The 24,488-nt window shown below is 66.5% G+C and carries 21 protein-coding genes; 15 read left to right on the top strand and 6 right to left on the bottom strand.

Features of this window, described 5'->3' with window-relative positions:
* Position 1: 1 nt before the first annotated feature.
* The 6 genes from DDE10_RS05235 to DDE10_RS05210 all read left to right on the top strand — a co-directional run bounded on the left by DDE10_RS05235 (position 2) and on the right by DDE10_RS05210 (position 5,704).
* Positions 2-772: an enoyl-CoA hydratase-related protein gene (locus DDE10_RS05235; RefSeq protein WP_284734450.1), complete on the top strand. Its 771-nt coding sequence runs from the start codon at positions 2-4 to the stop codon at positions 770-772.
* Complete coding sequence (locus DDE10_RS05230; protein WP_114951596.1) at positions 757-1,563, top strand: nuclear transport factor 2 family protein; 807 nt, start codon at positions 757-759, stop codon at positions 1,561-1,563. The genes DDE10_RS05235 and DDE10_RS05230 overlap by 16 nt, the downstream gene beginning before the upstream one ends.
* Before the next feature lie 97 nt (positions 1,564-1,660).
* Positions 1,661-2,800 (top strand): Rv3169 family protein, encoded by a 1,140-nt coding sequence (locus tag DDE10_RS05225; RefSeq protein ID WP_114951595.1) that lies wholly within the window; start codon positions 1,661-1,663, stop codon positions 2,798-2,800.
* A complete protein-coding gene (locus tag DDE10_RS05220; protein WP_114951594.1) occupies positions 2,797-3,849 on the top strand; it encodes a phosphotransferase family protein in 1,053 nt (350 codons plus the stop codon). Before DDE10_RS05225 ends, DDE10_RS05220 begins: the two co-directional genes overlap by 4 nt.
* 11 nt (positions 3,850-3,860) lie before the next feature.
* On the top strand, positions 3,861-4,343 hold the full coding sequence (locus tag DDE10_RS05215; protein ID WP_114951593.1) for a hypothetical protein: 483 nt from the start codon (positions 3,861-3,863) through the stop codon (positions 4,341-4,343).
* Positions 4,343-5,704 carry a phosphotransferase family protein gene (locus DDE10_RS05210; protein WP_114951592.1) on the top strand — a complete coding sequence of 454 codons (1,362 nt, stop codon included), beginning with the start codon at positions 4,343-4,345 and terminating at the stop codon, positions 5,702-5,704. Before DDE10_RS05215 ends, DDE10_RS05210 begins: the two co-directional genes overlap by 1 nt.
* 61 nt (positions 5,705-5,765) lie before the next feature.
* Here DDE10_RS05210 and DDE10_RS05205 read toward each other — a convergent pair whose 3' ends face one another.
* Together DDE10_RS05205 and DDE10_RS05200 are read right to left on the bottom strand one after the other, a co-directional pair.
* Positions 5,766-6,854 (bottom strand): NAD(P)-dependent alcohol dehydrogenase, encoded by a 1,089-nt coding sequence (locus tag DDE10_RS05205; protein ID WP_114951591.1) that lies wholly within the window; start codon positions 6,852-6,854, stop codon positions 5,766-5,768.
* Positions 6,855-6,868: 14 nt separating this feature from the next.
* A complete protein-coding gene (locus tag DDE10_RS05200; protein WP_114951590.1) occupies positions 6,869-8,326 on the bottom strand; it encodes an aldehyde dehydrogenase family protein in 1,458 nt (485 codons plus the stop codon).
* 170 nt (positions 8,327-8,496) lie between these two features.
* On the opposite strand from DDE10_RS05200, the gene DDE10_RS05195 reads away from it, so the two are divergent.
* The 4 genes from DDE10_RS05195 to DDE10_RS05180 all read left to right on the top strand — a co-directional run bounded on the left by DDE10_RS05195 (position 8,497) and on the right by DDE10_RS05180 (position 13,633).
* The gene (locus tag DDE10_RS05195; protein ID WP_114951589.1) at positions 8,497-10,770 is read left to right on the top strand and encodes a TonB-dependent receptor; all 2,274 of its coding nucleotides are present in this window, start codon (positions 8,497-8,499) and stop codon (positions 10,768-10,770) included.
* Positions 10,771-10,786: 16 nt separating this feature from the next.
* A complete protein-coding gene (locus DDE10_RS05190) occupies positions 10,787-12,040 on the top strand; it encodes a cytochrome P450 (protein WP_162806316.1) in 1,254 nt (417 codons plus the stop codon).
* A 91-nt stretch (positions 12,041-12,131) separates the two neighbouring features.
* Positions 12,132-12,797 carry a TetR/AcrR family transcriptional regulator gene (locus DDE10_RS05185; protein ID WP_162806314.1) on the top strand — a complete coding sequence of 222 codons (666 nt, stop codon included), beginning with the start codon at positions 12,132-12,134 and terminating at the stop codon, positions 12,795-12,797.
* Positions 12,798-12,853: 56 nt separating this feature from the next.
* Positions 12,854-13,633, top strand: coding sequence for a tyrosine-protein phosphatase (locus DDE10_RS05180; RefSeq protein ID WP_114951586.1), 780 nt, complete (start codon positions 12,854-12,856; stop codon positions 13,631-13,633).
* A gap of 42 nt (positions 13,634-13,675) precedes the next feature.
* On the opposite strand, the gene DDE10_RS05175 is transcribed toward DDE10_RS05180, so the two are convergent.
* Complete coding sequence (locus DDE10_RS05175) at positions 13,676-14,008, bottom strand: non-heme iron oxygenase ferredoxin subunit (protein WP_114951585.1); 333 nt, start codon at positions 14,006-14,008, stop codon at positions 13,676-13,678.
* 128 nt (positions 14,009-14,136) lie between these two features.
* Here DDE10_RS05175 and DDE10_RS05170 point away from each other — a divergent pair, with 128 nt between their 5' ends.
* The 5 genes from DDE10_RS05170 (at position 14,137) to DDE10_RS05150 (ending at position 21,219) form a co-directional block, all read left to right on the top strand.
* A complete protein-coding gene (locus DDE10_RS05170) occupies positions 14,137-15,195 on the top strand; it encodes an NADPH:quinone oxidoreductase family protein (protein WP_114951584.1) in 1,059 nt (352 codons plus the stop codon).
* A 118-nt stretch (positions 15,196-15,313) separates the two neighbouring features.
* Positions 15,314-17,662: a TonB-dependent receptor gene (locus DDE10_RS05165; protein WP_162806312.1), complete on the top strand. Its 2,349-nt coding sequence runs from the start codon at positions 15,314-15,316 to the stop codon at positions 17,660-17,662.
* A gap of 71 nt (positions 17,663-17,733) precedes the next feature.
* On the top strand, positions 17,734-18,705 hold the full coding sequence (locus tag DDE10_RS05160) for a DUF7064 domain-containing protein (RefSeq protein WP_162806310.1): 972 nt from the start codon (positions 17,734-17,736) through the stop codon (positions 18,703-18,705).
* Complete coding sequence (locus tag DDE10_RS05155; protein ID WP_114951581.1) at positions 18,702-19,934, top strand: phosphotransferase family protein; 1,233 nt, start codon at positions 18,702-18,704, stop codon at positions 19,932-19,934. The genes DDE10_RS05160 and DDE10_RS05155 overlap by 4 nt, the downstream gene beginning before the upstream one ends.
* Positions 19,921-21,219 (top strand): spinster family MFS transporter, encoded by a 1,299-nt coding sequence (locus DDE10_RS05150; protein WP_114951580.1) that lies wholly within the window; start codon positions 19,921-19,923, stop codon positions 21,217-21,219. Before DDE10_RS05155 ends, DDE10_RS05150 begins: the two co-directional genes overlap by 14 nt.
* Positions 21,220-21,243: 24 nt before the next feature.
* Here DDE10_RS05150 and DDE10_RS05145 read toward each other — a convergent pair whose 3' ends face one another.
* The 3 genes from DDE10_RS05145 to DDE10_RS05135 are packed head-to-tail and all read right to left on the bottom strand — an operon-like array spanning position 21,244 to position 24,153.
* Positions 21,244-22,005: an SDR family NAD(P)-dependent oxidoreductase gene (locus DDE10_RS05145; protein WP_114951579.1), complete on the bottom strand. Its 762-nt coding sequence runs from the start codon at positions 22,003-22,005 to the stop codon at positions 21,244-21,246.
* 12 nt (positions 22,006-22,017) lie between these two features.
* Complete coding sequence (locus DDE10_RS05140; RefSeq protein ID WP_114951578.1) at positions 22,018-23,175, bottom strand: Rieske 2Fe-2S domain-containing protein; 1,158 nt, start codon at positions 23,173-23,175, stop codon at positions 22,018-22,020.
* A gap of 48 nt (positions 23,176-23,223) precedes the next feature.
* Positions 23,224-24,153, bottom strand: a complete 930-nt coding sequence (locus DDE10_RS05135; protein ID WP_114951577.1) for an SDR family NAD(P)-dependent oxidoreductase — start codon at positions 24,151-24,153, stop codon at positions 23,224-23,226.
* Positions 24,154-24,488: the final 335 nt, after the last annotated feature.

Below are 24,488 nucleotides of genomic sequence, written 5' to 3'. Positions count from 1 at the left end.
GGTGGCGGATTTCTGCACCGTCGAGCGCGACGGCGGCCTGCTCGTCGTGACGATGAACCGGCCCGAGAAGCTCAACGCCTTCCAGGCCGACGCGCACGAGCAGATGGCGGCGATCTTCAACGCCTTCGAGGACGATGACGCGCTGCGCGTCGCCATCCTGACCGGCGCGGGCCGCGCCTTCTGCGCCGGATCGGACATTTCCTGCTATGTCGACGGCACGTCGCGGCCGCTTCCCCCGGAAGGCGGCGCCGGCATCACCCACAATCGCCGCCTGTCCAAGCCGATCATCGCCGCCGTGAATGGCCTCGCCATGGGCGGCGGCTGCGAGGTGGCGCTGGCCTGCGACCTCATCGTCGCCGCCGAGGACGCCGCCTTCGCGCTTCCCGAGCCCCGGGTCGGCGCCGCCGCGCTCGGCGGCGGGCTGGTCCAGCTCTGCCGCAAGCTTCCCTTCTCGGTGGCGATGAGCCTGATCCTGACCGGCGACAGGCTGTCCGCGGTCGAGGCGCACCGCTTCGGTCTCGTCAGTGAGCTGTCGCCGGCCGGGAAGGTGCTGGAGACCGCCCGCGCCTTGGCGACGCGCATCCTGGCCGGAGCACCGCTGGCCATCCGCGCGACGCGGGCGATCGCCCGCGCCGCCCTCGAGGGAAAGCCGTCGGACGAGATCGACCGGATCGAGGCGACGCTCCGGGCCGATCTGATGGCCAGCGCCGACTTCACCGAAGGCATGACCGCCTTCATGGAGAAGAGGGCACCGTCATGGCAGGGTCGATGAACCCGGCCGATGCGGAAGCGCAGCGGCACTGGGTCGCCGATTATTATGTCCAACTATATTCCGCGGGCCGTGAGGCGGCGATGGAGCGATGCCTCGCCGACGACTATGTCGAACATCAATATACGGCCGGGTTCAGCCGCGACGGACTGGCGGCCTATGTCGACCAGCGCCTGCGGGATCACCCGGACCATGCGCTCCTCCTTCATCATATCCTGAGCGACGGCCCCTTCGTCTTCCTGTTCGTCGAGGAGCGCCTCGGCGGCGGTGTCGATTTTGCGCGCGCCGAGCTTTTCCGCCTGGAGGGCGGCCGGGTCGCCGAGCATTGGGGCTCGCACGTGCTCGACGAGAAGAACCGCAAGAACGACAACGGCACGTTCGACGGTGCGCGGGTCGACCGCCGGCTCGACCATGCTCGCCGCTTCGGCGCGCGATTCGAGGCGCTCGACCTTGCCGGCTTCAACGACCAGCAGCTCGACGCCTTTCTTGTCAGCCGCACGCCGGAATATCGCCAGCACAGCCCCAAAGGGGGCGATGGCCGCGACGGCCTCGTCGAGATCCTCACCGCATTGAAGGCCAATGGGACCTGGATGACGATGCGGCCGATCCGCAGCCTCGCGGACGGGAACATGCTGGTCAGTCACCGGCTCTACGACACCGACCCGCCGCATCCCCTGATCAACAGGATCAACACGTTCGACGTCTTCCGCCTCGATGGGGAGGGAAGGGCGGTCGAGCATTGGGACGTCATGGAGGAAGTGCCGTCGCCGGAGCTGCTCGAGCGCATGTTCTGACGGCAAGCAGAACGTAATGCTACCGCACAATATGCATGCATACGATATTGACCCCCGGGTCCGCGGCTCCTAGGGTCGACGGGAAGGAGACGGATCGATGCTGACGGCGATGGATGAGACGCTCCACCACCAGGGGCCGCTCACCTTCGATCACGTGCTCTCGACCGATCACCGCTTCTACGACCGGCAGCTGATGGGCGGGTTCAGCCGCGACGGGGAAGCCGCGTTCCTGGCCGGCATTTCCGTATTCAAGAACATGAACGTGATCGAAGGATTCGTGATCGTTCAGTCCCATTCGCGCCGGCAGCACAATGTCCGCTTCACCCGCGCGCTGAGGCCGGTGACCAGCGCCGATGCCCGGATCGGGCCGCTGCGCCTTGAGATCGTCGAGCCGTTCCGGGAGCTGCGCTTCGTCCTCGAGCCGGGCGACTATCCGATCGCGCTCGACATCGCCTTTCGCAACGTGCTGCCGCCGCGGCTCGAGCATCCTCATGTCCACCGGACCGACGGCCGGCTCCACACGGATTATCTGCGCTACAATCAGCTCGGCACGATCAGCGGCAGCGTCGAGATCGACGGCGAGCGTTTCGAGGCCTCGGACTGGTTCGGCTGGCGGGATCACAGCTGGGGCGTGCGCCCCGGCGTCGGCGGCTTCGAGCCGTTCACCGGCACCCGCTCGGGCGGCGGCGTCGCCTCCGCTTCGCGGACCGGCGGCAAGGGTCTCTTCCTGCTTCATGCCGGCTTCTGGAACGGCCGGCAGGGCGGCGCCGTCCAGGTGATCGAGGATGGCGAGGGCAACCACATCTATACCGACGGCGAGGTCCGGGACGGCGACGGCGAGCCGGTCGAAGTCGTGAAGATCCGGCACGACATCAGCTTCGTGCCCGGCACTCGGGTCTATGACACCGCCCGGCTCGAGCTCGACCTCGCGAACGGCGACACGTGGACGCTGGAGGCGAGGGCGGTCGGGCGACCCTGGGTCTATCGCGGCGCCGGCTATGACGGCGGCTTCGTCGACGGCCAGGGCCAGGGCGTCTTCCGCAGCGCCGAGCTGCTGACCGAGGTCGACAGCTACGATCTCACCCATCCCGAGCTGGTTGGATTTCCGGACGGCAGCACGGGCAAGACGAAGCATCGCGAGCAGCTTTCGGTCTGCGAGATCAACGGCGTCCCCGGCTCCGCCTACACGCCGCTGTTCGTGATCGGCGACCACCCCCGGTTCGGATTTGAAGGATGATCGACGAAGCCAGCATCGGCGCCTATTTCGAGGCACGCTTGGGAAGCGGCGCGCGCGTGACGCGGATCAAGCGCACCTTTCCGGGGATTTCCCGCGAAACCTATCTGGTGTGGACCCAGGAAGGCGCTGCCGAGGGCGGCTACATCTTCCGCACCGACTCCGTCGGGGGGCCCATCTGCCCGGTTCCGCTCGAGTTCGAATGGAAGGTGATGCAGCACCTCTATCCGACCGCAGTCCCGGTGGCGGAGCCGCTCTGGTTCGACGCGGCGGCAGAGGTGGCGAACGGTCGGCCGGTGATGGTCAGGCGCCTGGTCGACGGATCGAACGATCTGCCCGGCCTCTATGACGAAGGCGCCGAGGCGGCGGCCCGGCGGCAGCGCGTGGCGCTCGATCACGCCGAGAAGCTGGCGACGTTGCATACGCTCGACCTGGAAGCCGGCGGCTTCACCCGGTTCATGGATGTGCCTGCCTCGCCGGAGGAGGCAGCGCGTCACGATTTCGATCTCTGGATCGGTCGCTGGCAGACGATCCGCACCGACCCAATGCCGCTCGTCACCGAGGCGGCCTACTGGCTGGAGGAGCATCTCCCCCGCAACGCGCCCCGCGTCTCCGTGTGCAAGGGAAATAACGGCATGGGCGAGGAAATATGGAAGGACGATCGGATCGTCGCGATGAGCGACTGGGAGCTCGCCTTCGCCGGCGATCCCACCCAGGACTGGGCGCTGTCGCAGGGCATGCTCACGCTCGGCGATCCCGAGGTCACCATCGCCCATTATGAGGACGTCGCCGGCTTCCGGCTGCCGATGGAGAATCTCGACTTCTACCGGGTGTGGGAGGTGTGGAAGGCCGTGCCGACGTTGAACAACGGCCTGCGCGCCTTCCTGTCCGGAGAGGATAGGAGGGTGTCCCGGCTCAACCTCGGCTTCGGCCGGGTCAAGCTGTTCGAGCAGCTGCTCGGCATGATGATCGGCAAGCCCATCGACGAGGCGGCCGCCATCGTCACCCAGTGGCGCAAGAGTCCGTACCGCCCTGAAAACGCGGCCAGCTGAGCGAGGATTGGATGAAGCCGACCGTGCAGCAGATGATCGACGCGTCCCAGCAGGCGCTGCGCGACTATGTCGCGCCGACCGTCACCGACCAGTGGGCGGCGAGCGCGCTGCGCAGCGTGGACGTCATCCTCTCTCACCTCCTCGCGCGGGTTGCCGGCGAAGGACCGATGCTGTTCGAGGACAATGCGGACCTGGCCGAAACGCTCGCCGCGGCCAGCGCTTCCGGATTGGCCGCCGACGGGATCGCCTCCAGGATCGACGACTTCAGGACCCGACAGAGCGACCTCTCGATCGGATATCCTGCGGTGGACCAGCTCCTCGACCTCAATCTTGTCGGCCGTACGCTCGTCGACGAGCTGCTCGTCGCCTGCCACGCCCGCAAAGGGGCGGCGCAGGCCGATGATCTGCACGCCCGTCTTCGCGCCTATCTCGACCGCCACCTTGAGCGCGAGCGCGCCTATTTCTTCCCGGTCTATGTCGGGCGGCCGGTCTGATGGCCGCGCCCGCACCCCTTCTCGCCGCCAAGCTCCGCGCGCTGCTGGCGGCGCTGCGCGATGATCTCAAGCTCGACCTGCAGTCGCCTCAGGCACGCTTCCGCGCCGAGCTGATGGACATGCTGCTCGCGCGGCTTGCGGTCGAGGCGGAAACGGGGTTTGACGAGGACAGCCTCCTCGCTTCCCTCGAGCCCGTGATCGGCGAGGCGCTCACGCCGGAGGAGCTGGCCGCGCGGCTGGGCGAGGCCGGTGGCGAATGGTCGGACGGTGTCATTGCGGCGGTTTCGGCGGCCGAGCAGGAGCGTCGGGGGGCACTGGAATCGGCCATCGTCGCGGCCGCCAAGGCGCCGGCCTCGCAGAAGCGATCGGCGGGCGAGCTGAGCGTCGACCCGCAAGCTTTCACCGCTTATTTGCGCGGCCGCTTTCCCGACGATCCGGAGATAGCCGCAGGCCGCATCGTCCCGGTTCCCGGCGGGCGATCCAAGGGCACGATCCTGATCGACATCGCCTCGGCCAAAGGCGCGCGCGAGATCGTCGTGCGCAAGGACTTCGAAGCGAGCGTCACCGGCACTTCGGTCACCTACGAATACCCGGTGGTGCGGGCGGCTTTCGACGCCGGGCTGCCCGTCCCCGAGCCACTATGGCTGGAAACCGACACTGGCCCGGTCGGCGGCAGCTTCATCGCCTTCGCCCGCGTGCCCGGCCGGGCCATGGGCACCTTGTTCGAGAGCGACGCGTCGCCGGCATTCGTCCGGGCCTTCGCCGCCGCTCTGGGGCGGCTTCATGCGCTGGACATCGAGGCCGCCGGCCTCGCCGACACGCTGACTTGGGGCCGGGAGGCGCATCCGGTCCGGGCGATGCTCGACTCCTTCTATGACCGCTATCGCAGGAACGTTGTCCCGACTCCGCTCATGGACAGCGCCTTCGCCTGGCTGCGAGGACAGCTCGATGCCATTGGCGATGAGCGGGCGCTCGTGCACGGCGATGCGGGTCTCCACAACACGCTCGGCGAAGGCGATCGCCTGACCGCCTTGCTCGACTGGGAATTCGCCCACGCCGGCGATCCGGCCGAGGATCTGACCTACTGCAAATATCTGGTCGAGCGGATCCTTCCCTGGACCGAGTTCATGGAGGCGTATGTCGCGGCTGGCGGAAGACCGATTCCGGACGCGCGGATGAATTTCTTCACGGTGTGGCGCACGCTGCACCTGTCGATCCTCACCGGCGGTGCGCGCAAGCTGTTCGAAAGCGGCGGCGATCAGGATCTCCGCATCGCCAGCATCGGCTACAATACGTTCCCCAAGCAGCTGCGCGACCTCGCCGCGGACTTGGCCCGAGTCGCTCGGGATCCGCCAGCCTGATCCGATTCGACTGGGCGCCAAGACCGATCGCCGGCGTCTCCGGGGCGGCGGCAACGATGGGTCAGAAGCGGATGATGGGTTTCACCGTCTTTCCGGAGAGGCTGTCGGCCACCGCTTCGTTGATCCGCTCCAGCGGATAGAAGGCGACCAGCTTCTCGATTGGGAACGCGCCTCGCCGGTGCATCTCGACCAGCCGCGGGATCAGGATCGCAGGGTCGCAGTCGCCATGGACAACTCCGCGCAGCACCTTGCCGTTGATGAAGGGCAGGATGTCGACGCGGATTTCTCTGTCCGATCCCGCTCCGAGCAGGGCACAGGTGCCTCCCGGCCTGAGCGCGGCGACGGCAGCCTCGATCAGGGTCGCGGCGCCCGAGGTATCGACCGCCTGGTCGATACCGCCGATCGCGGCCATTCCCTCGGCGAGATCCTCCCGGCCGGTGTCGATGACGTCGGAAGCGCCGAGCTCGCGCGCCAGCTCGAGCCGCGCCGCGACCCGGTCGACGGCGACGATCCGCTCCACGCCGAGGCTTCGGGCGGCGAGGATGGCGGCCATGCCGAGCGCCCCGGCCCCGAAGATGGCGAGCACAGTGTGCGGCGCTGGTTTCAGCACGTTGAAGATCGTGCCGGCGCCGGTCGACAGGCCGCAGCCGAGCGGGCCGTACAGCTCCAGCGACCCCGCGGAGTCCAGCTTCACCGCGTTGCGGGCCTTGGCGATGGCGTGGCTGGCGAAGGAGGACTGGCCGAAGAACGCGGCGCCAACCGGCGCACCGGATGCGTCGGTGACAAGTGGGGTGCCATCGAGGCGGGTGCCGGCGAAGTTGAGCGCCGGATAGTCTGTGCAATAGGCCGGATGATGGTCCAGGCAGCTGCCGCAATGGGCGCAGCTCATGAACGTGAGGACGACCGGGTCGCCCGGGACCAGCGCAGTCACCGCATCGCCGACCTGTTCGACGATGCCGGCGCCTTCATGCCCCAGCACCATCGGCAGCGGCAGCGGCAGGAGCTGATCGACGATCGCGAGATCGGTGTGGCAAATGCCGGTGGCGACCAGGCGCACCACGATTTCGTCCTCGCGCGGCGTGTCCAGCTCGGCAGGCTCGATGACGAACGCGCCGTGGGGCTCCCGCGCAATGGCGGCGTTGATCTTCATGGCTCTTCCCTTCTTCAGATCTGCGCGAAGACGGACTTGGTCTGGAGATAGGCCTCGATGCCGTCCCAGCCATTCTCGCGCCCCCATCCCGACTGCTTGTAGCCGCCGAACGGCATGCCGAGATCGTTGGCCAGCTGGCAGTTCAGCCAGACTGTTCCCGCCTGCAGCTCGGCCGCGAGGCGATGGGCGCGGCCGATGTCCCGGGTCCAGACGGCGGCCGCCAGCCCGTAGCTGCTGTCATTGGCGGCGGCGAGCGCTTCCTCTTCCTCGTCGAAGGGGATGACGGCGAGGACGGGCCCGAATATTTCCTCCCGGTAGAGGCGCATGTCGGTGGTGACGCCGGTGAGCACAGTCGGCTCGACGAAATTGCCCGGTCGGTCGAGGCGCCGGCCACCGGTCACCACTTCCACGCCCGCGCTGCGTCCCTCCTCGATGAAGCCGATCACCCGCTCGGTCTGGCGCGGGCTGATCAGTGGTCCGAGATCCGTGCCGGAGTCGAGCCCGCTGCCGAGGCGCAGCGACTTCGCGATCGCGGCGAGCCCTTCCACGACTGGCTCAAAGACTTTCCGGTGGACGAACAGTCTCGAACCGGCGATGCAGGCCTGGCCCGAATTGGCGAAGATCCCAATTGCCGCGCCGGGGACCGCGGCGGCCAGATCGGCGTCGTCGAACACGATCACCGGCGATTTGCCGCCGAGCTCGAGCGTCACTTTCTTGAGATTCCCGGCGGCTGCCTTGACGATCTGCTTGCCGACCTCGGTCGATCCGGTGAAACCGATCTTGTCGACGTTGGGATGTGCGGCCAGCGCCGCGCCGGCGCGCTCGCCGCGACCGGTGACGACGTTGACCACCCCTTCGGGAATGCCCGCTTCCACCAGGATCGTCCCAAGCTCCATCGTGGTCAGGGGCGTTTCCTCGGCTGGCTTGATGACGGCGCTGCACCCGGCGGCGAGAGCGGGCGCAAGTTTCGCGCAGGCCATGGCGATCGGCACGTTCCACGGCGTGATCAATCCGGCGACGCCGATCGGCTCCCGCCGCGTATACGCATGATATTCCGCCCGGCCGCCGCCGATTGCCCCTTCAGTGACGATCCCGCTGGTCTGGCCGTGGATCTTCGTCACCCAGCCGGCATGGTAGCGAAAGGTCTCGGCCCCGTTGCGGATGGTGAACTCGGCCAGGGTCCGCGGCATGCCGTTGTTGCGCGATTCGAGCGCGATCAGCGCCTCGGCCTTGTCCTCGATGAGATCCGCCGCGCGCCACAGGGTCCGCGCGCGGACGGAAGCCGGGAGCCCGCGCCAGACCGCCGAGTTGAAGCTCCCCCGGGCCGCGCCGACGGCCTCATCGATCTCGGCTTCGCCGCCCGAGCGGACCTGTGCGATCCGCTCGCCGGTGGCCGGATCGTAGACCGGAATGTCCGTCTCTTCAGTCGGCTGTCGCTCCGCCCTTCCGCTCATGCCTGCTTGTTCGCTCATCGTCTCGCCTCTCCCGGACGTCGGCGTTCGCCGGTCGTTAATTAAACTGTTGCGTACGATTATTTCGTCGGATACGCAACTGTTACGTCAGCATACGATCAGGACGCTGAACTTTTCGCTTCCGCACTGAAATTTCGGGCGGGCCAAGCGGTTGACGGGGAGAGGAATCGATGAAGATCAGTGACCTGCGGAGTGCGTCCGGTCTGGCGATCGCCACGGCGGCTTGCTTGTGGAGCGTCGCTGCGCCGGCGCAGACGATCGATTCGGCGGTCGAGTCCGGCGCGGTGGAAGCAGAAAGCGGAGCGGTCTCCCAGGACGATCAGGGCCTCGCCGACATCGTCGTTACGGCACAGCGCCGGGCGGAGAATCTGCAGGACGTGCCGATCTCGGTCGCTTCCGTCGGCGGCGGTGCGCTCGAGGCCAATGGCATCGAGACCACCCGCGACATCCAGTTCGCCGTTCCTACCCTCGTCTACAACCAGGCCTCTTCCTTCGCTCAGCCATTCCTGCGTGGGATCGGCTCCGACATCACCGCCCCGAACGCGGATCCGAGCGTCGCGACCTATGTCGACGGCGTCTTCGTCGCCAACACGACGGCGGTGCTTCAGGGCCTGCTCGGCGTCGACCGGATCGAGGTGCTGCAGGGGCCCCAGGGCACGCTCTACGGGCGCAATGCGGTCGGCGGCGCGGTCAACGTCTACACGCTGACGCCGCGTCAGGAGCTCGAGGGACGGCTCACCGCCACCTACGGCAATTACGATCTCACCCAGATTTCGGGTTTCGTGTCGGGTGGCGTCACCGACACGCTCGCGCTCGGCATCTACGGTGCCTTCAGCCGCCGCGACACCTACCTGACCAAGATCAACCCAAACATCGTCGGCGAGCCGGATCATCAGACCTCTTACGGCGTTCGCGTCCGCGGCGTCTGGAACCCCGCCTCGAACTTCACGCTCACCGGCAGCTTCGAATATCAGCGTTCGCGCGGCTTCGAGGAGGCGGCGTTCCGCAATATCCAGCCTGACGCGCTGGCTTATCTACTCGGCGCGCCGGTCATCATCCGACGCCGGACGATCGACTCGGATTATCCTCAGATCTTCGAGCCGCAGCAGATCTCGGCCATGCTCCGTGCCGATGTCGACTTCGGCTGGGCCCAGTTCGTCAGCCTCAGCGGATATCGCGACCTCGACGGCGGACTCAGCATCAACGACCTCGACGGCACGTCGGCGCCGGTCCTCAATTCCTACGCGAATCCGATTTCGAGCCGCGCCTTCAGCCAGGAGCTCCAGCTGCTCTCGCCGAGCGGGAGCCGGATCAGCTGGATTCTCGGTCTCTATTACTACAATGAGCGCTCCGCCTTCGAACCCCAGGCTACCATCTCGCCGGGTAGCATCTTCCTGCCGCCCCCGATCGTCGCCGCGTTCAACAACAGCGTCGTCCATCTGAGCTCCTACGCGGCGTTCGGACAGGCAACGATGCCGCTGGGCTTCCTCAGCGACGATTTCCGGCTCACGCTCGGCGGCCGCTTCACCCGGGACGAGAAACGGTTCGACGCTTTCAGCTATCTGACCGGCGCCGATCTGGTGGAACTGCCGGGCACCCGAACGACCTATCCGCGGGACACGATCGGCTGGAGCCGGTTCACGCCGAAGATCACGCTCGATTACCGGATCGGCGAGACCCTGCTCTACGGAACATACAGCTCCGGCTTCAAGTCGGGCGCCTACAACGTCGCCTCGCCGGCGACGCCGGGCCCCGTTGATCCCGAGACCCTGGATGCCTTCGAGATCGGCGCCAAGAACGAATTTGCCGGCGGACGCATCCGGCTCAACCTCGCCGCCTATTTCTACAGCTTCAAGGACATCCAGGTTCAGCGGATCGATCTCGCCGCGGGCGGTGCGACGACGCTGCAGAATGCGGCGGAAGTCGAGGCCTATGGCATCGACGCCACGCTGACGGCGCGGGTCAGCCGCCATCTGACCCTGAACGCCTCGGCCGCCTGGGAACATGGGGAATATGTGAGCTTCCCGGACGCCGCGACCTTCCTGCCGCCGAATCCGGCCAGCCCCACATTCCCGGCAAACACTCCGGCTTCGGTGGACGTCAGCGGCAATCGCCTCCAGCGGACGCCCGAATGGACCTTCTCCGCCGGTGCCGATTTCCGATATCCGCTGGCCAATGGCGGCAGCATCAATGCGACCGCCAACTGGTATTATAATGACGGCTATTTCTGGGAGCCCACCAATCGCTTTCGGCAGTCCTCCTACCACTTGGTTAATGCGACTCTCGGCTATACCTTCCCCGGCGATCGCTTCACCGTGACTGCCTTCGTCCGTAACCTCACCAACTCCTATTATTCGAACTCGCTGCTCGTCGTTCCGACCGCGATCGTGGTCCAGGATGGCGAGCCGCGGATGTACGGCGTCACCGCCTCGGTGCGGTTTTGAGGCGGGGCGTGGGCCGATGAGCCAGACCGACCAAGCCGCCGCCGCGCTGGACTTCGCCCTGGATCCGCAGGCTTTGGGCGACGGCCTCTTCGAGAAGCTCGACGCCTTGCGGGCTGCGGGGCCGATCTTCTGGAGCGAGCAGAACCGGGCCTGGATCGTGACCGGGCATGAGGAGGTCCTCGCCGGCTTCTACGGCAAGCTCCCGCTGTCGGCGAACCGCCTTCCGCACCTCGCCGTCGGTCATATCCCCGAGCCGCTGCGCTACGAGCGATTCCCCAATCTGATGGAGGCGCCGAAGGCCTGGCTGCTCAACATGGACGATCCGGAGCACCAGCGGATCAGGCGCCTCGTCCAGAAGGCGTTCAGCAGGCCCGTCGTCGAATCCCTCCGCCCCGACGTCAGGCGCTATGTCGAGGAAGCGCTCGACCGAGCAGCCGGCATCGACGGAGCATTCGACTTCGTCGCCGAGGTGGCCCGGCTCATCCCGGGGCGGATGATCCTCAAGGTTCTCGGGCTCGGGGACGAGCTTATCGGGCGCCTCCACCATTGGTCGATCCTGTTGAACTCGGTCGGCAACATCAACGTCCCGCTCGAGCGGCTGGAGGAGATCGACGGGGCGCTCGTCGAGATGCGTCAATTGTTCGAGCCGGAATATGAGAAGCGCCGGCAGGCGCCTTGCGGCGACTTCCTCTCCGCGCTCGTCACGGCCACGGAGGATGGCGACCAGCTCTCCAATGACGAGATGTTCGGCATCTGCGTCATCACCCTCATCGCCGGCCATGACACCACGGCCAATACGATCGCGCTCGGTGTCGCCGCCCTCGCGCGTGAGCCCGGCGCGGCGGACGAGATCAGGGCGCGCCCGGACATGGTCGCCAATGCGGTGATGGAGCTGCAGCGCAAGGTGATGATGTCGACCCTGATGTCGCGAGTCGTCGCCGAGGATTTCGAATGGGCGGGGCACCAGCTTCGCGCGGGCGACTTCGTCCTCCTGGCCCAGGGTGCCGCCAATCGCGACCCCGCGATCTTCCCGGAGCCGGACCGGATCGACCTGGACCGCAGACAGACTCAGAATCTGGTCTTTGCGCCCGGCCTTCACCATTGCATCGGCCATCTTCTGGCGAAGATGGTCCTCGGCGAGTTCTTCCCGGAATATCTGCGCCGGTTCGACGCCGAGCTGGTCGACAAATCGCTCCTCTTCGGGCCGACCATCAGCTTTCGGGGACTCGATCGCATGCAGGTCCGACTGAAAAAGCGCCCGGCTGGCTGAAGCTGCCCCGGCGGCGGGACTTGGGCCCGGCCCGGGTTGCCGCTATCGCCGGTCCGCGATGGAGGCCGGTATAGAACAGGCGAGGCGAGCCTTGCGCCGACGGCGCGGCGCGGGACGACCGACGCGGGAAGAGGGAGAGAAGCTCGCCGCCCTGATCGTCGGCGTCGCGACGAGCCTCTTCCTCAAGCACGGCTATGGCGGAACCAGCATCGACCTGATCGCCGAGCGCGCGCGCATCTCCAAGGGCACCTTCTACACCCGCTTCGAATCGAAGGCCGCCGTGTTCGAGGCGGCGATGATCGAGATCGCGCGGCTGTTCATTCCCCCGCGCTTCGTGCCCGAAAGGGGCGAGGGGCCGATCGCCACCCGGCTCGAGCGACTGGCCGAGAATCTGCTCGAGATCGTGTTCCGCCCCGAAGTCATCGCGCTCGAGCGGGTGGTCACATCGGAAGGGGCCCGATTCCCGAACATGGCCCGCAGCGTGCATGAAAAGGGCACTCTCGAGGTCGTCCGGCGAATGACCGCCTTCTTCGCCGATGCCATGGCGAACGGCGAGCTCAAGCCGGGCGACCCGAGCCTTCTCGCCGAGCAGTTCCTCCAGCTCGCCGCCTTCCAGTTCCTGCGTCCCGCCGTCCATGGCGTCGGGCCGACGCGGCTCGACGCTGCACTCCGTTCGAGGCTCGCGGCCGTCGTCCAGCTCTTCCTGAACGGGTGCGGGGCTGATCGTGCCGAGGACGTCCCAATCCCGCCAACCTGACCGGCGACCAAGCGACGAAGCTGGATGGTAAGCAAGCTTACTGCTATAACAGTCGCATGAACGCTGACTCCGCCGTCTTCGAATTGCTGCTCAACTTTAGGGATTTCGGCGGTCAGGCGTGCGGGTCGGGCCGCGTGCGCCGCGACCGGCTTTTCCGGTCCGCGGCCCATGACCGGCTGACCCCGTCCGACCTCGCCCGGCTGGGGGCGCTCGGATTGGCCGTCGTGGTCGATCTCCGGCGGAGGAGCGAGCGCCGGCTGGCGCCGTCGCGCCGGCCGCAGGATTTCTCCGGGATGGTCGTCGAGACGGCCGACGAAGACGAGGTGGCGGCTCCCCACGAACGCTATCTGGCCGGCCCTTCGCTGACAGTGGAGACGTTGCGCTCGCGCGTGCTCGAATTTTACCGGAGCGCGGCTTTCGATCCGCGGCATCTCGACCTGTTCCGTCGCGGGATCGAAGCCATGGCGGCCTCCGACGGGCCCGTCCTCATCCACTGCGCGGCCGGGAAGGACCGCACCGGGATTCTCGCCGCGCTCGTGCTGGAACTGCTCGGTGTGGACCGGGGCGCGATCATGCACGACTATCTGGTGACCGCCCGGAACCGGGACCTTGTCGACTATCTGACCGATCGCGCGGTCGCGGCCGCGTCGCAGCTCGGCCAGTCGTTGCCGCGGCCGGTCGCCGAGATCCTCACCAGCGTCGATCCGGCCTATCTGGAGGAGACCTGGACGGCCATCGACGCGCGTCACGGCAGCCTGGAGCGCTATGTCGGAGCGCTGCAGCTCGCCCCGGGCACGGTGGAACGCCTCCGGGCGAGATATCGGGTCGCGGCCTGATGCGCCGCGGGGGCACCGTTTCGTCGGCGGACACGCCGGCCGTCAGATCTCGATATGGACGTCGCCGTCGCTGATGACGACCTTGTAGGTCTTGAGCGGGATGTTGCAGGGGAGCGCACAGGGCTCGCCGGTGCGGATATCGAATTGCCCGTCATGCCATGAGCAGGTGACGATGAAGCCTTCGTGGTAGCCGTCCTCGGACAGCGAGGCCTGGCCATGAGTGCAGACGTCGGCCGTGGCAAAGATCTCGTCGCCGACGCGGTACAAAGCGATCTTGCCGATGCCATCCACCTCGGACTGACGGATTTCCTCTTCCTCGATCTCATCCGCGCCGCAGATCTTGACCAACGTCTGTCCTGCGTCTCCGGTCGTCATGAAAGTTCCAATCCCTGCATAAGTACGTATGCTTACAATATCGAACCGGACGGGTTTTGCAAGCGTCGGCCCGTCCGGCTTGATTAGTTCGCTAAATAATGATGTGCCAGCGACCGAAAGGAAGGTCGATGCGCGTTCTGGCTTGTCGGGAATGGGGCGGACCGGAGCGGCTGGCCATCGAGGAATGGCCGAGCCCCGTACCCGGCCCCGGTGAGGTGCTTGTCCGGGTCGCAGCAGTCGGCGTCAATTTCACCGACGTGCTGGCGGTCGCCGGCCGCTCGCAGCTCCGCCGTCATCTGCCTTTCGTGCCGGGCGTCGAGGCGGCCGGCACGGTCGTCGCCGTGGGCCCGGGCGTGACCCGCCTCGGCATGGGCATGCGCGTGCTGGGGACAGTCGTCGACGGCGCCTTCGCCGAAGAGGCGCTGTTCCCTCAGGACGCGCTCGCCGTCATCCCCGATTCGATGGATTGGGACACGGCCGCGGTCTTCTTCATCGCCGCGATGACGGCCCATTACGCGCTCGTCGATCGGGCGCGCCTCAAGGCAGGAGAGAGCCTTCTCGTTCTTGGCGCCGGGGGCGGGGCCGGCCTTGCCGCCGTGGAAATCGGCAAGGCTCAGGGTGTCCGGGTCATCGCTGGAGCCTCGTCCGAAGAAAAGCTCGCGCTCGCCGTCGCGAGAGGCGCCGACGCGGCTATCCTTTATCCGGCCGGTTCGCTCGATCTTGAAGCCCAGAAGGCGCTGACCGCCGCCTTTCTCGCCAGAGCGGATCCGCTGCCGTCGGGGGGCATGGTCGAGCTGGAGCGGATCAGCAGCCTTCGTTCGGGCGCGGGATTCTCCGTGGTGTTCGACGGTGTCGGCGGCAGCTATGCCGAGCCCGCGTTGCGCGCGCTGGCGTGGCAGGGCCGCTATCTCAGCGTCGGCTTCGCGGCGGGCATGCCCAAGGTCGCGCTCGGTCCAGCCTTGTTCAAGAATGCGGACATCATGGGCGTCCAGCTCTCTGACGACGCGGTACGGCTGCCCGGCCGCAACGCCGACGCCATGGCCCGTCTGTTTCGATGGTTCGAAGAGGGTCGGTTGCGGCCGCAGGTCACCGAATCGTTCGACTTCGACTCGGCTGCCGAGGCGCTGCAGCGACTGGCACGGCGCGAGGCGCGCGGGCGGCTCGTCGTCAGGACCGGCCAGGGCTGAGCCCTCTGTCGCCGCGTCGGAAACATCGGTTCATGGCCTTATTATACGCCCCCTTGCCAATGCGGATGATTATGTTACGCTAGCGAACAACTAGATAATGCTGCCGAGGGAGAATGGGATGCGGTTGGCAAGGAACATAGGGAAGCTGCTCGCCTCGACGTCGCTTGTGGTGAGCGGCGCCGCTTTTGCGCAGACGGCTTCGCCTCAAGCCGAGGAAGCGACGGCCGAGGCGGCGGCGACGGCCGACCAGGAGGCCGTGGCCAGCGAGACTGGGACGCAAGGCGGTCTCGAGGAGATCGTCGTCACCGCCCAGCGCCGTGCGGAGAATCTCCAGGACATCCCGCTCTCGGTCGCGACCGTGACCGCGGACGTGGCCCAGCAGGTGGGCGTGACCAGCCCCGAGAACGTCTCGGTGCTCGTCCCGTCGGTCACCATGCAGCGGCAGGCGAGCGGCTTCGCGCCGTTCATTCGGGGCGTCGGTTCGACCTCGACCTTTATCGGCAACGAGCCGTCGGTCGCCATCTTCATGGACGACATGTACATCCCCACCGGCAATGCGGCGGTGTTCGAGTTCAACAACATCGAACAGGTCGAGGTGCTGAAGGGGCCGCAAGGCACCCTGTTCGGGCGCAACGCCACCGGCGGCGTCATCCATATCCGCACTCGTCGGCCATCCTACGAGACCACGGTCGATGCGACGATCGGCTACGGCAATTACGACACGCTGACCGCGCAGCTTTATGCTTCGACCGGGCTCAGCGACAATGTCGCGATCAACATCTCCGGCTTCTACGTGGACCAGAATGACGGCTGGGGACGCAACGTCACCGACGGTCGCGACGTCTACTGGAACGAATCCTGGGGCATTCGCAGCCGGCTGCTTTGGGAGCCGAGCGACCGCACCGAGGTGCTGATCAGCGGCGGCTACACCACCCGCCGCTCCGACCAGGGCATGGCTTCGCGCGTCGCCCCCGGCTTCTTCGGCTTCGCCGGCTACAGCCCGGAGGCGCTCGGCGCCGATTTCTACGACGGCGCCTATAGCGCGGAACGCGGCGGCCAATTCTACGACACCGAATTCTGGAGCCTGACCGGGCGCGTCAGCCACGAATTCGACAACGCCACCCTGGTCAGCATCACCAGCTACAGCGAAACCGATACCTATTTCGAGATCGACCTCGATGCGGCGCCGGCCAACATCCTCAGCGCCGACGTCACCAACTGGGCTCACACCTTCACCCAGGAGATCCAGCTCCTGTCGTCGTCCGATTCCGATGTCAGATGGATCATTGGCGGCTATTTCATGAAGGACACGTCGCGGTTCAGCCTGGAGGCTTTCGGCCTCGGCATTCCCGCGGCCTTCGGCCCAGGCGCGCGCCAGCTCGAGCAGGCCCAGCAGGACAGCTGGTCCATTTCCGGCTTCGCCCAGGCGACCTACGAGATCCTGCCGCGGACCAACCTCACCATCGGCCTGCGCTACACGTCCGACCATCGCGAGGAGACGGACGGTGGCGCCGCGATCGTGAGCGCGACCGGTGCGCCGCTGGTCGTCGCCGGCCCCTTCTCGAGCGACGTCACCTTCTCCAACCTCACCGGCCGTTTCGCAATCGACTATCAGGTCACCGACGACTTCATGGTCTATGCGGCGTTCAACAGAGGCTTCAAGAGCGGCGTCTACAACCTGCCCGGCTACAGCGTCGCCACGGGAGCACCGTTGCCGCCGGTCGAGCCCGAGGAGCTCGATGCCTATTCGATCGGCTTCAAGAGCGAGTTCTGGAATCGCCGCATCCGCCTGAACGTCGAGGGCTTCTACTACGACTTCACGAACATCCAGTTTCAGAACAACGTGCCGCCGCCCAATGTCGGCACCATCCTGTCGAACGCCGGCGCCGCGACCATCAAGGGCGTCGACATCGACCTCTCGTTCGCTCCGACCGATCGTCTGACGATCAGCGCCAGCGCCTCGATCATCGACGGCGAGTATGACGAATTCCCGGACGGGCCGACCTTTTTCCCGCTGCCGCCCAACGCGCCGATCGCGATCCCGGCCGGCTGCGGCTTCACCGCCTATCCGACCGGCGGCCCCGGCGTCCCCATGGCCCAGCGGGTCTGCGACCTCTCCGGGAACAACACGGTCAACACCGCGCCCTTCTCGAGCACGGTGAGCCTGCTCTACAACCTGCCGACGATCAATGCCGGGGAGTTCGACTTCGTGCTCTCCTGGAACCACGGCGGCGGCTATTATACGGAGCCGGACAATCTCTCCTTCGCCCGCCAGCCCAAATATGACCTGGTCAATGCCTCGATCCGCTGGACGGCACCCAGTGAAAACTATGATCTACGCCTTTGGGTGAACAATATTTTCGAAGAAGAATATTACGCCTACATCCAGCATAGCGGTACTTCGGGTACGAAATATTCTCCCGCAGCGCCCCGCACCTACGGAATCACGCTCGGCGTCCATTTCTGATCGACTCCTCCCTCCGGTGCCGGCATCCGCCGGCACCGTTTTTTTTGAACGGAAAGGCGGATCTCGAGAGCGTGACGAACCATGACGATCTTCCTCATCCGGTACCCCCACTGGCCTTCCTGAGGTGGAAGGAGAATTACTTCTTCATCATCCTGTCGCCGGACAGCGGCATCTTCGGCCTCGTCCATCTTAATTTCGAACCGGGCTTCGCTCGCGCCCGCTTCACCTGCAACCTGTCGATCGAGGGGCAGGTCGTTCAATATTCGAACACGACGGACTTTCCCGCCGATTTCGAGATGTCGCGCAGCCTCGGCGACGGCAGGATCTCGCTCACCTTCGTGCAGCCGCACGGCCGCTTCGACCTCGCCGTCCGCACGGACGAGGTCGCGCTCGATGCGGTGTTCGAGGCGCGCTTCCCGACTTACGATTACGCGGCGAGCAAGACCGCCGCGCCGGAGACGCCGTCCTTTCAGGAAGTGATGACGCTCGGCACCAACCTGCCCTACAATCACCAACAGCAGTCGCTGTCGGTCCGCGGATCGGTCAGGCGGCTCGCCGACGCCAAGGCGTTCGACATAGCGGGCTATGGCTATCGCGATCACAGCTGGTGCATGCGCACCGACAATATCGTCTCCGAGCACAGCTGGTGCGCGTTCAACCTACCGTCGCTCGCCCTTGGCGCGAAGACGATCACCACCCTCCACCGACCGGGCCTTTGGGCGCGCGAAGGCTATGTTGCGGATCGCGACGGCGTGCGCGCACTGCGCCGGATCGTCACCCGGCGCGAGGGCGAGGGACCGGACGGCCTTCCGGCCCGGCTGGTGCACGAGGTCGAGGACGTCTTCGGCCGACGCCTCACCATCGAGGCGGACCTTGCCGCTCGCCACGCTCACGTGCCGCTGGTGGCCGAGGCGCCGGGGGGCGGCGCCAGCTATCGCATCGTCGAGAATTTCTGCCCGATCCGCGTTCGTGAAACCGGTGAGGAGGGGGTCGCGCTGGTGGAGATGGGCCGGAGTTCCGCCCATGAAAGGGCCGCGGCGTGACGCATCCGCTTCCGGCGCTGCAGCTTCTCCGCCGCGTGTGCGAGGACGTCCGCGGCACGCTCGACGACGAGCGCGCGATTGCCCTCGACCGGGCCGCCATCCTCCTGACCCGCCTGATCGTGGAGGAGCGCACCGGCGAGCCGGGGGTCGACGACGACGATCCCGTCGCGGCGGACCTCGCCTGGTGGGAGGATTTCGACGCCGAGATGCGTGCAGAGCTGGGCCGGCGTGCCGAGCCGGCCGCGGCCGATTCGGCGGAGACCTTCGATCAGGAGGCGGTCGCCGATTTCCTGCGGCGCAGCTTTCCGGACGAGGAGGCGATCTCCGTCGTTTCCGCCAGCGTCGCGGCGCGAGGGTTCTCCAAGAAGACGATGCTGCTCCGGCTCGAAGGCGCCCGGCGGCTGCCCGGCGAGCTGGCGCTCAGGATCGATCAGCCGTTCAACTATCTCGGCACCACCGTCGTCGACGAATATCCGGTCATTCGCCATCTCTGGTCGAACGGGGTCCGCTTGCCCGAGCCGCTCGTGCTCGAGCCGAGCGGCGCGGTCCTCGGCCAACCCTTCATCGTCTTTCCGCGCGTCGCCGGCGGGCTGGTCGGATCGAATTTCGACAGCCCTCCGCGCAATCCGACGCTGATCGCCGATATCGCCGCCTGCCTGGCCGGGCTTCATGCGGTGCCGGTGGGAGAATTCGCTCGTCGCGACGGTAAGCCGCATCTCGACGAGGAGATTGATCGGGTCTTCGCCGACTGGTCGGCCCTGGGCGTTCGCTCGCCGCTGATCGAACGGGCCTTCGACTGGGTGAAGGTGCATCGCTCGCTCGGTCTCGGCCCGGTGAGCTTCGTCCACAATGACTATAATTTCAACAACATGCTGGTCGAAGGGGATCGCGTCCGGGCGATCGTCGACTGGGAGTTCGTCCATGTCGGCACACCAGCGGCCGACCTCTCCTATTTCTATTATTCCGCCGAGGCGACGAGCAGCTTCGATCACTTCCTTTCGGCTTATGCCGTGGCGGGCGGGCAGGTGCCGTCGCGCGAGACGCTGGAATTCTACATTCTCTGGGGACAGCTTCGTCTGGCCGTCATGGGCTTCCAGGTCGAGACCGGCTTTCGCCAGGGCAAGTTCGACGATATCCGCTTCGGACTTGCCGGAGCGCTCTATCTTCGCCAGTCGATGCTCCGGGTGGGCCGCAAGCTCCAGGAGCTGATCGCCCGTGGCGAGGGATGATCCGGGGGTCGGCGGCGAGCCGTCCGTGAACGGCGCGGCCACGCCAGAGCCGCGCCGCGGTGCCGGTCTTCTCGTCTTCTTCCTCTTCCTCGCCTATCTCCTGGCCTACTATGATCGGCTGATCACGGTCGTCCTGTCGGAGACGATCAAGAGCGAATTCGCGCTCTCCGACAAGGCCGTGTCGCTGATCAACGGCGGCTCCTTCGTCGCGATCTACGGTGTCGGCGGCGTGCTCTCCGGCTGGCTGATCGACCGCTACAGCCGCAAGCATCTGCTCGCCGCCTCGCTGGTCTTGTGGAGCGCGACCACGGTCCTCTGCGGCTTCGCGACGTCCTTCGTCCAGCTCGCGCTCGCCAGGGCGGGCGTCGGCGTCGGCGAGTCGGCGATCGTGCCGCTCGCTTTGTCCACGATAAGCGACGCGACGCCGAAGGCCCGCCGTCCTATGGCCATGGCCATCTTCTATTCGGGGGGCATGGTCGGCCTCTTCATCAGCTTCGTCGCCGGAAGCTGGATCGGCGCCACCTATGGCTGGCGGATGGCCTTCTATGTGGCCGGCCCTCCGGGGATATTGCTCGCCTTGCTCGTCCTCGTCTTTGCGCGAGAGCCCGAGAGGGAGCCGCCGCCGGAGCCGGCCCCGGGGGAGGCGCGCGCGGCCGGCTCCTGGTCGCTCATCACCGGCAACCGTCCCCTGATATGGCTGCTCCTGGGCGGCGCCCTCGCTACGTTCGGCAATATGGGCATGATGCAGTGGCTGCCCCTCTTCTTCATCCGCAGTCATGGGCTCAGCCTTGCCGAAGTCGGCCTCTATTTCGGGCCGGCCATGGCCGGCGGCATGGCCGCCGGCATGCTGCTCGGAGGGTGGATCGGCAACCGCGTGGCGCAACGCAACCTGTCTGACCTGATCCGGTTCAGCGCACTGATCCTGATCCTGGTCATTCCGCTCTATCTGACCGTGCTGACCGTCCCTTCCATGCCCGTGGCGCTCGGCACCACGTTTGTTGCGACCGCACTCAGCGTCCTCTACTCTCCGAGCTACACGGCCGCGATGCAGACCGTCTGCGATCCGCGCGTCCGCGGGATCACGGCGGGCGTGTCGAACCTTGCCAACTCCATCATCGGCGGCGCCGTCCTCACCTTCATGATCGGTGTCGCGAGCGATCTGCTCGTGCCGAGCTTGGGAGAGGAAAGCCTGCGCTACGCGCTGAGCGGCGGCCTTGCGATCTGCGCCGTCGCCGCCCTGTGCTTCATCCGCTCCGTGCAGCACCTGCCGGCGCCGATCCGATAGCGCCGGCTCGGTCGGGCGGCCAGCTCAGAGCGCGGCCGAATGACCTCCGTCGACGACGAGCGTCGTCCCGGTGACGAAGGAGGCGCGATCCGAGCAGAGCCAGAGGGCCGCCTCGGCCTGTTCCTCGGACGTCCCCATCCGCCGCATCGGAATTCGCGCCTCGATATTGCCCGCGGCGATGAGCCCTTTGCCCTTCAGCGCCTGCTCGACCATCGGGGTCAGAGTGAATCCGGGCAGCAATGCATTCACCCGGATATTGTCCGCGGCATGATCGACCGCCGCAGATCGGGTCATTCCGACAATCGCGGCCTTGGTCGAATTGTAGGCGAACAGGTTCGGCGCCGCGGCCTGGGCGTTGCGCGATGCATTGTTGACGATCGCGCCGCCGCCCCGGGCCAGCATGGCGGGAATTTCGTACTTCATGCACAGCCAGGTCGAGGTCATGTTGAGATCGACAATGCGGCGGTAGGCCAGAACGTCGAGCTCGGTCTCGTTTGCGTAGCGGCCGGGGCCGCCGGCATTGTTGAAGGCGACGTCGAGCCCGCCGAACGCCTCCACGGTGGCGGCTACCATGGCCGCCACTGCGGTCTCGGACGTGACGTCGGCCTCGACGAAGATCGCCTTGCCGCCGGCGGACGTGATCGCGCTGGCGGCTTCCTGCCCTCCATCGACATCCCTGTCGGCGATGGTCACCTTTGCGCCCTCCCTGGCAAAGAGGAGCGCGGCGGCACGGCCTATTCCCGAGGCACCGCCGGTGATCAGGGCCGTCTTGCCTTGGAGGAGCATAGCCCGGAGCCGTCAGAGAAGGTGATCGAGCGTCTGGATGCCGTGACAGTGCCGAGCGCGCAGCTTGCGCCATTCAATGAGCATGAAATCGTCCTCGACGAGGCATTCCTCGAGCCAGGCGCGGTCGTTGCCGTAGAAACCCTGAGCGGATTCCCGGGCCATGATGTCCTGCTGGAGGAAGCCATCCACCGCGAGCGGCTTCCATCGCGCCTTGTAGGCCTGCCTGAAGAGGTCCGCCTCCTCGTCGGTCGCACAGGCGCTGCCGATGGTCATGAAGCAGCGGTGGCTGGTCTCGTCGATCGGCACATACCATTCGAACAGGGTGAGGCCGGGGCCGGGAAATCCCTCGACCTTGAGGCAGGCCGGCAGCCAGACCGACGCATAGACGGCTCGGCGCCCCTCGGCGCCGAAGTTCACGCCCCTCACGACCGTCTTCTCGTCCAGCTGGGCGTCGAAATACATCTTCTCCGCCTTGAAATGATCGATCAGGCCCTTCGGACCGTCCTCGTCCTCCACCATCTCGAACTGGCCCCGTACGGCCTTGTGGCCAAGCGGCAGCGAGGACTTGGTGTTGAGCAGGAGGGGCGCCTCGCGATGGAGATAGCGGTGGATCTCGTCAATGCCGCCCTCGGGCCCAAGCCGCCAGTTCGACTTGACGACCCGGCAGTCGCCCTCGACCACCACGGCATCGTCCAGGAAAGACGGTGGGCATTCGTGGCGCAGGGGCGGTGCTGCGAAATCGGCATCGCCGACGAAGACGAAGACGAGGCCCTTGGCCTCCTCCACGGGATAGGTCTTGATCCGCTTGGTGCCGACCGCGGAGCTCTCCGGAGCGCCGACGATGGCGGTGACCAGCCCGTCTTCCCAGCGGAAGGTGAAGCCGTGATACCAGCAGGTGATGGTCTCGGCGTTGTGGCACTCGACCTTGTCGGAAAGCTTCACCCCGCGGTGGATGCATCGGTCGCGTATCGCATGCACCTTGCCGTTGATGCGCCGCAGCAGGATGCCCTCTCCCATGATCTTGCGGGCAAGCACCTCGCCCTCCGCGATCTCCCGTGAGAAGCAGGCGACGTACCAGTGGTTGCGGAAGCCCAGCTTTGCGGCGAAATATTCCTTCCAGCTCTTCTTGGCTGCCAGGAGCTCGGGGTCGACTAACGGCTGCGTGGCCATGATCGGTCCTTTCTCATCCTCTCCGTGCCGCTTCCGCTCGTGCGGAAGTCATTTGTGCATCGTCTGCATCCGGGCAACGCGCGCCGCGACGCTCGGCTCGATGCGCGGCGGGCCGGTCGCGACCCGGGCCATGCCGGCTTCCTCGATCAGCTCCGGCGTCCATCTCGGATGCTGGTGGAAGGACCGCTCGATCGTTGCCATTCTCCACAGCTGAATTTCCGGTCCCTGGATTTCGAAGAACTGGCCCGACACCGTTCCGGCCGGTTCGGAAGCAAGCCAGACGACGATCGAAGCCGCCTCATCGGGGGGATAGCTGCCGAGGTCGCGCGCGCTGATGTCGTGCGGCTTGCCGGCGGCTTTCAGGGCGGCACGCACCTTGTCGTGGAGCGGCCGGGTCAGATCGGTCTCCACGATCCCGACGACCCCGTTGACGGTGATGCCGTGGGGGGCGAGCTCCTGCGCCCAGGTGAGCACGGCGCCCATGCCGCCGCCCTTGGAGGCAGCATGATTGGCATTGTTGAATTGTCCGGTGAAGCCGCCGCCGCCCACCATGTTGATGATGCGGCCGCCGTGGCCGGCGGAGATCATGTGCCTGGCTGCCGCCCGGGAGGTGCGGAACTGGGCCGAAAGCTGGGTCGCCAGGACGCTGTCCCACTGATCGTCCGTCATCTCGACCAGAGGGGCCGAGGCGAGAAATCCGGCATTGTTCACGAGAATGTCAATGTCGCCGAACGCGGAGATTGCTGCGTCCACGACCGCCTGCGCGCCTTCGATCGTGCCGACATCGGCGACGCAGGGTGAGGCTTCGCCGCCCGCTGCCCGGACAGCCCCGCACGCCAGGGCAACGGTTTCCGGTTGACGTCCGTTCACGATCACGCGCGCGCCGCGTGCTCCGAATTCGACCGCTATGCCCCGGCCCCATCCGCGCGCCGATCCAGTGACGACGGCTACCTTTCCTTCAAGACCGAGCTTGCCCATGAGCGGAGTAGATCGGTTCGGTACCTTATAGTCAACTGGCTATCGAAGCAGAACCGGGTGGGTTGCTGGATTCTGAGCTTGGACCGGACTGGCGGATTCGGACGGGAACTCCTTCTTTGGGGATGGGAGCATGCTGGGCCATTGCCAGCCACCTCCCGTTCGGTGCGCGGAGCGGAGGCAAGGACGCCGCGACGGCGGCTCTGGAGCAGGCGGGCCCCCGTGACCGGGATCGCTATGATGACCCGGGTGCTGCCGCCGCATCCTGTTCCTGGCCATGCGCATGTCCTCCTTGATGGACAGTCACGACTGGCGATGCGCTGGAGACCGGCCGGCCC

The organism is Sphingosinicella terrae (genome assembly GCF_003347635.1).
Lineage (GTDB): Bacteria > Pseudomonadota > Alphaproteobacteria > Sphingomonadales > Sphingomonadaceae > Allosphingosinicella > Allosphingosinicella terrae.
Note: the sequence above shows the minus strand (reverse complement) of the source record. Positions and strands in the feature narration are given on the sequence as shown.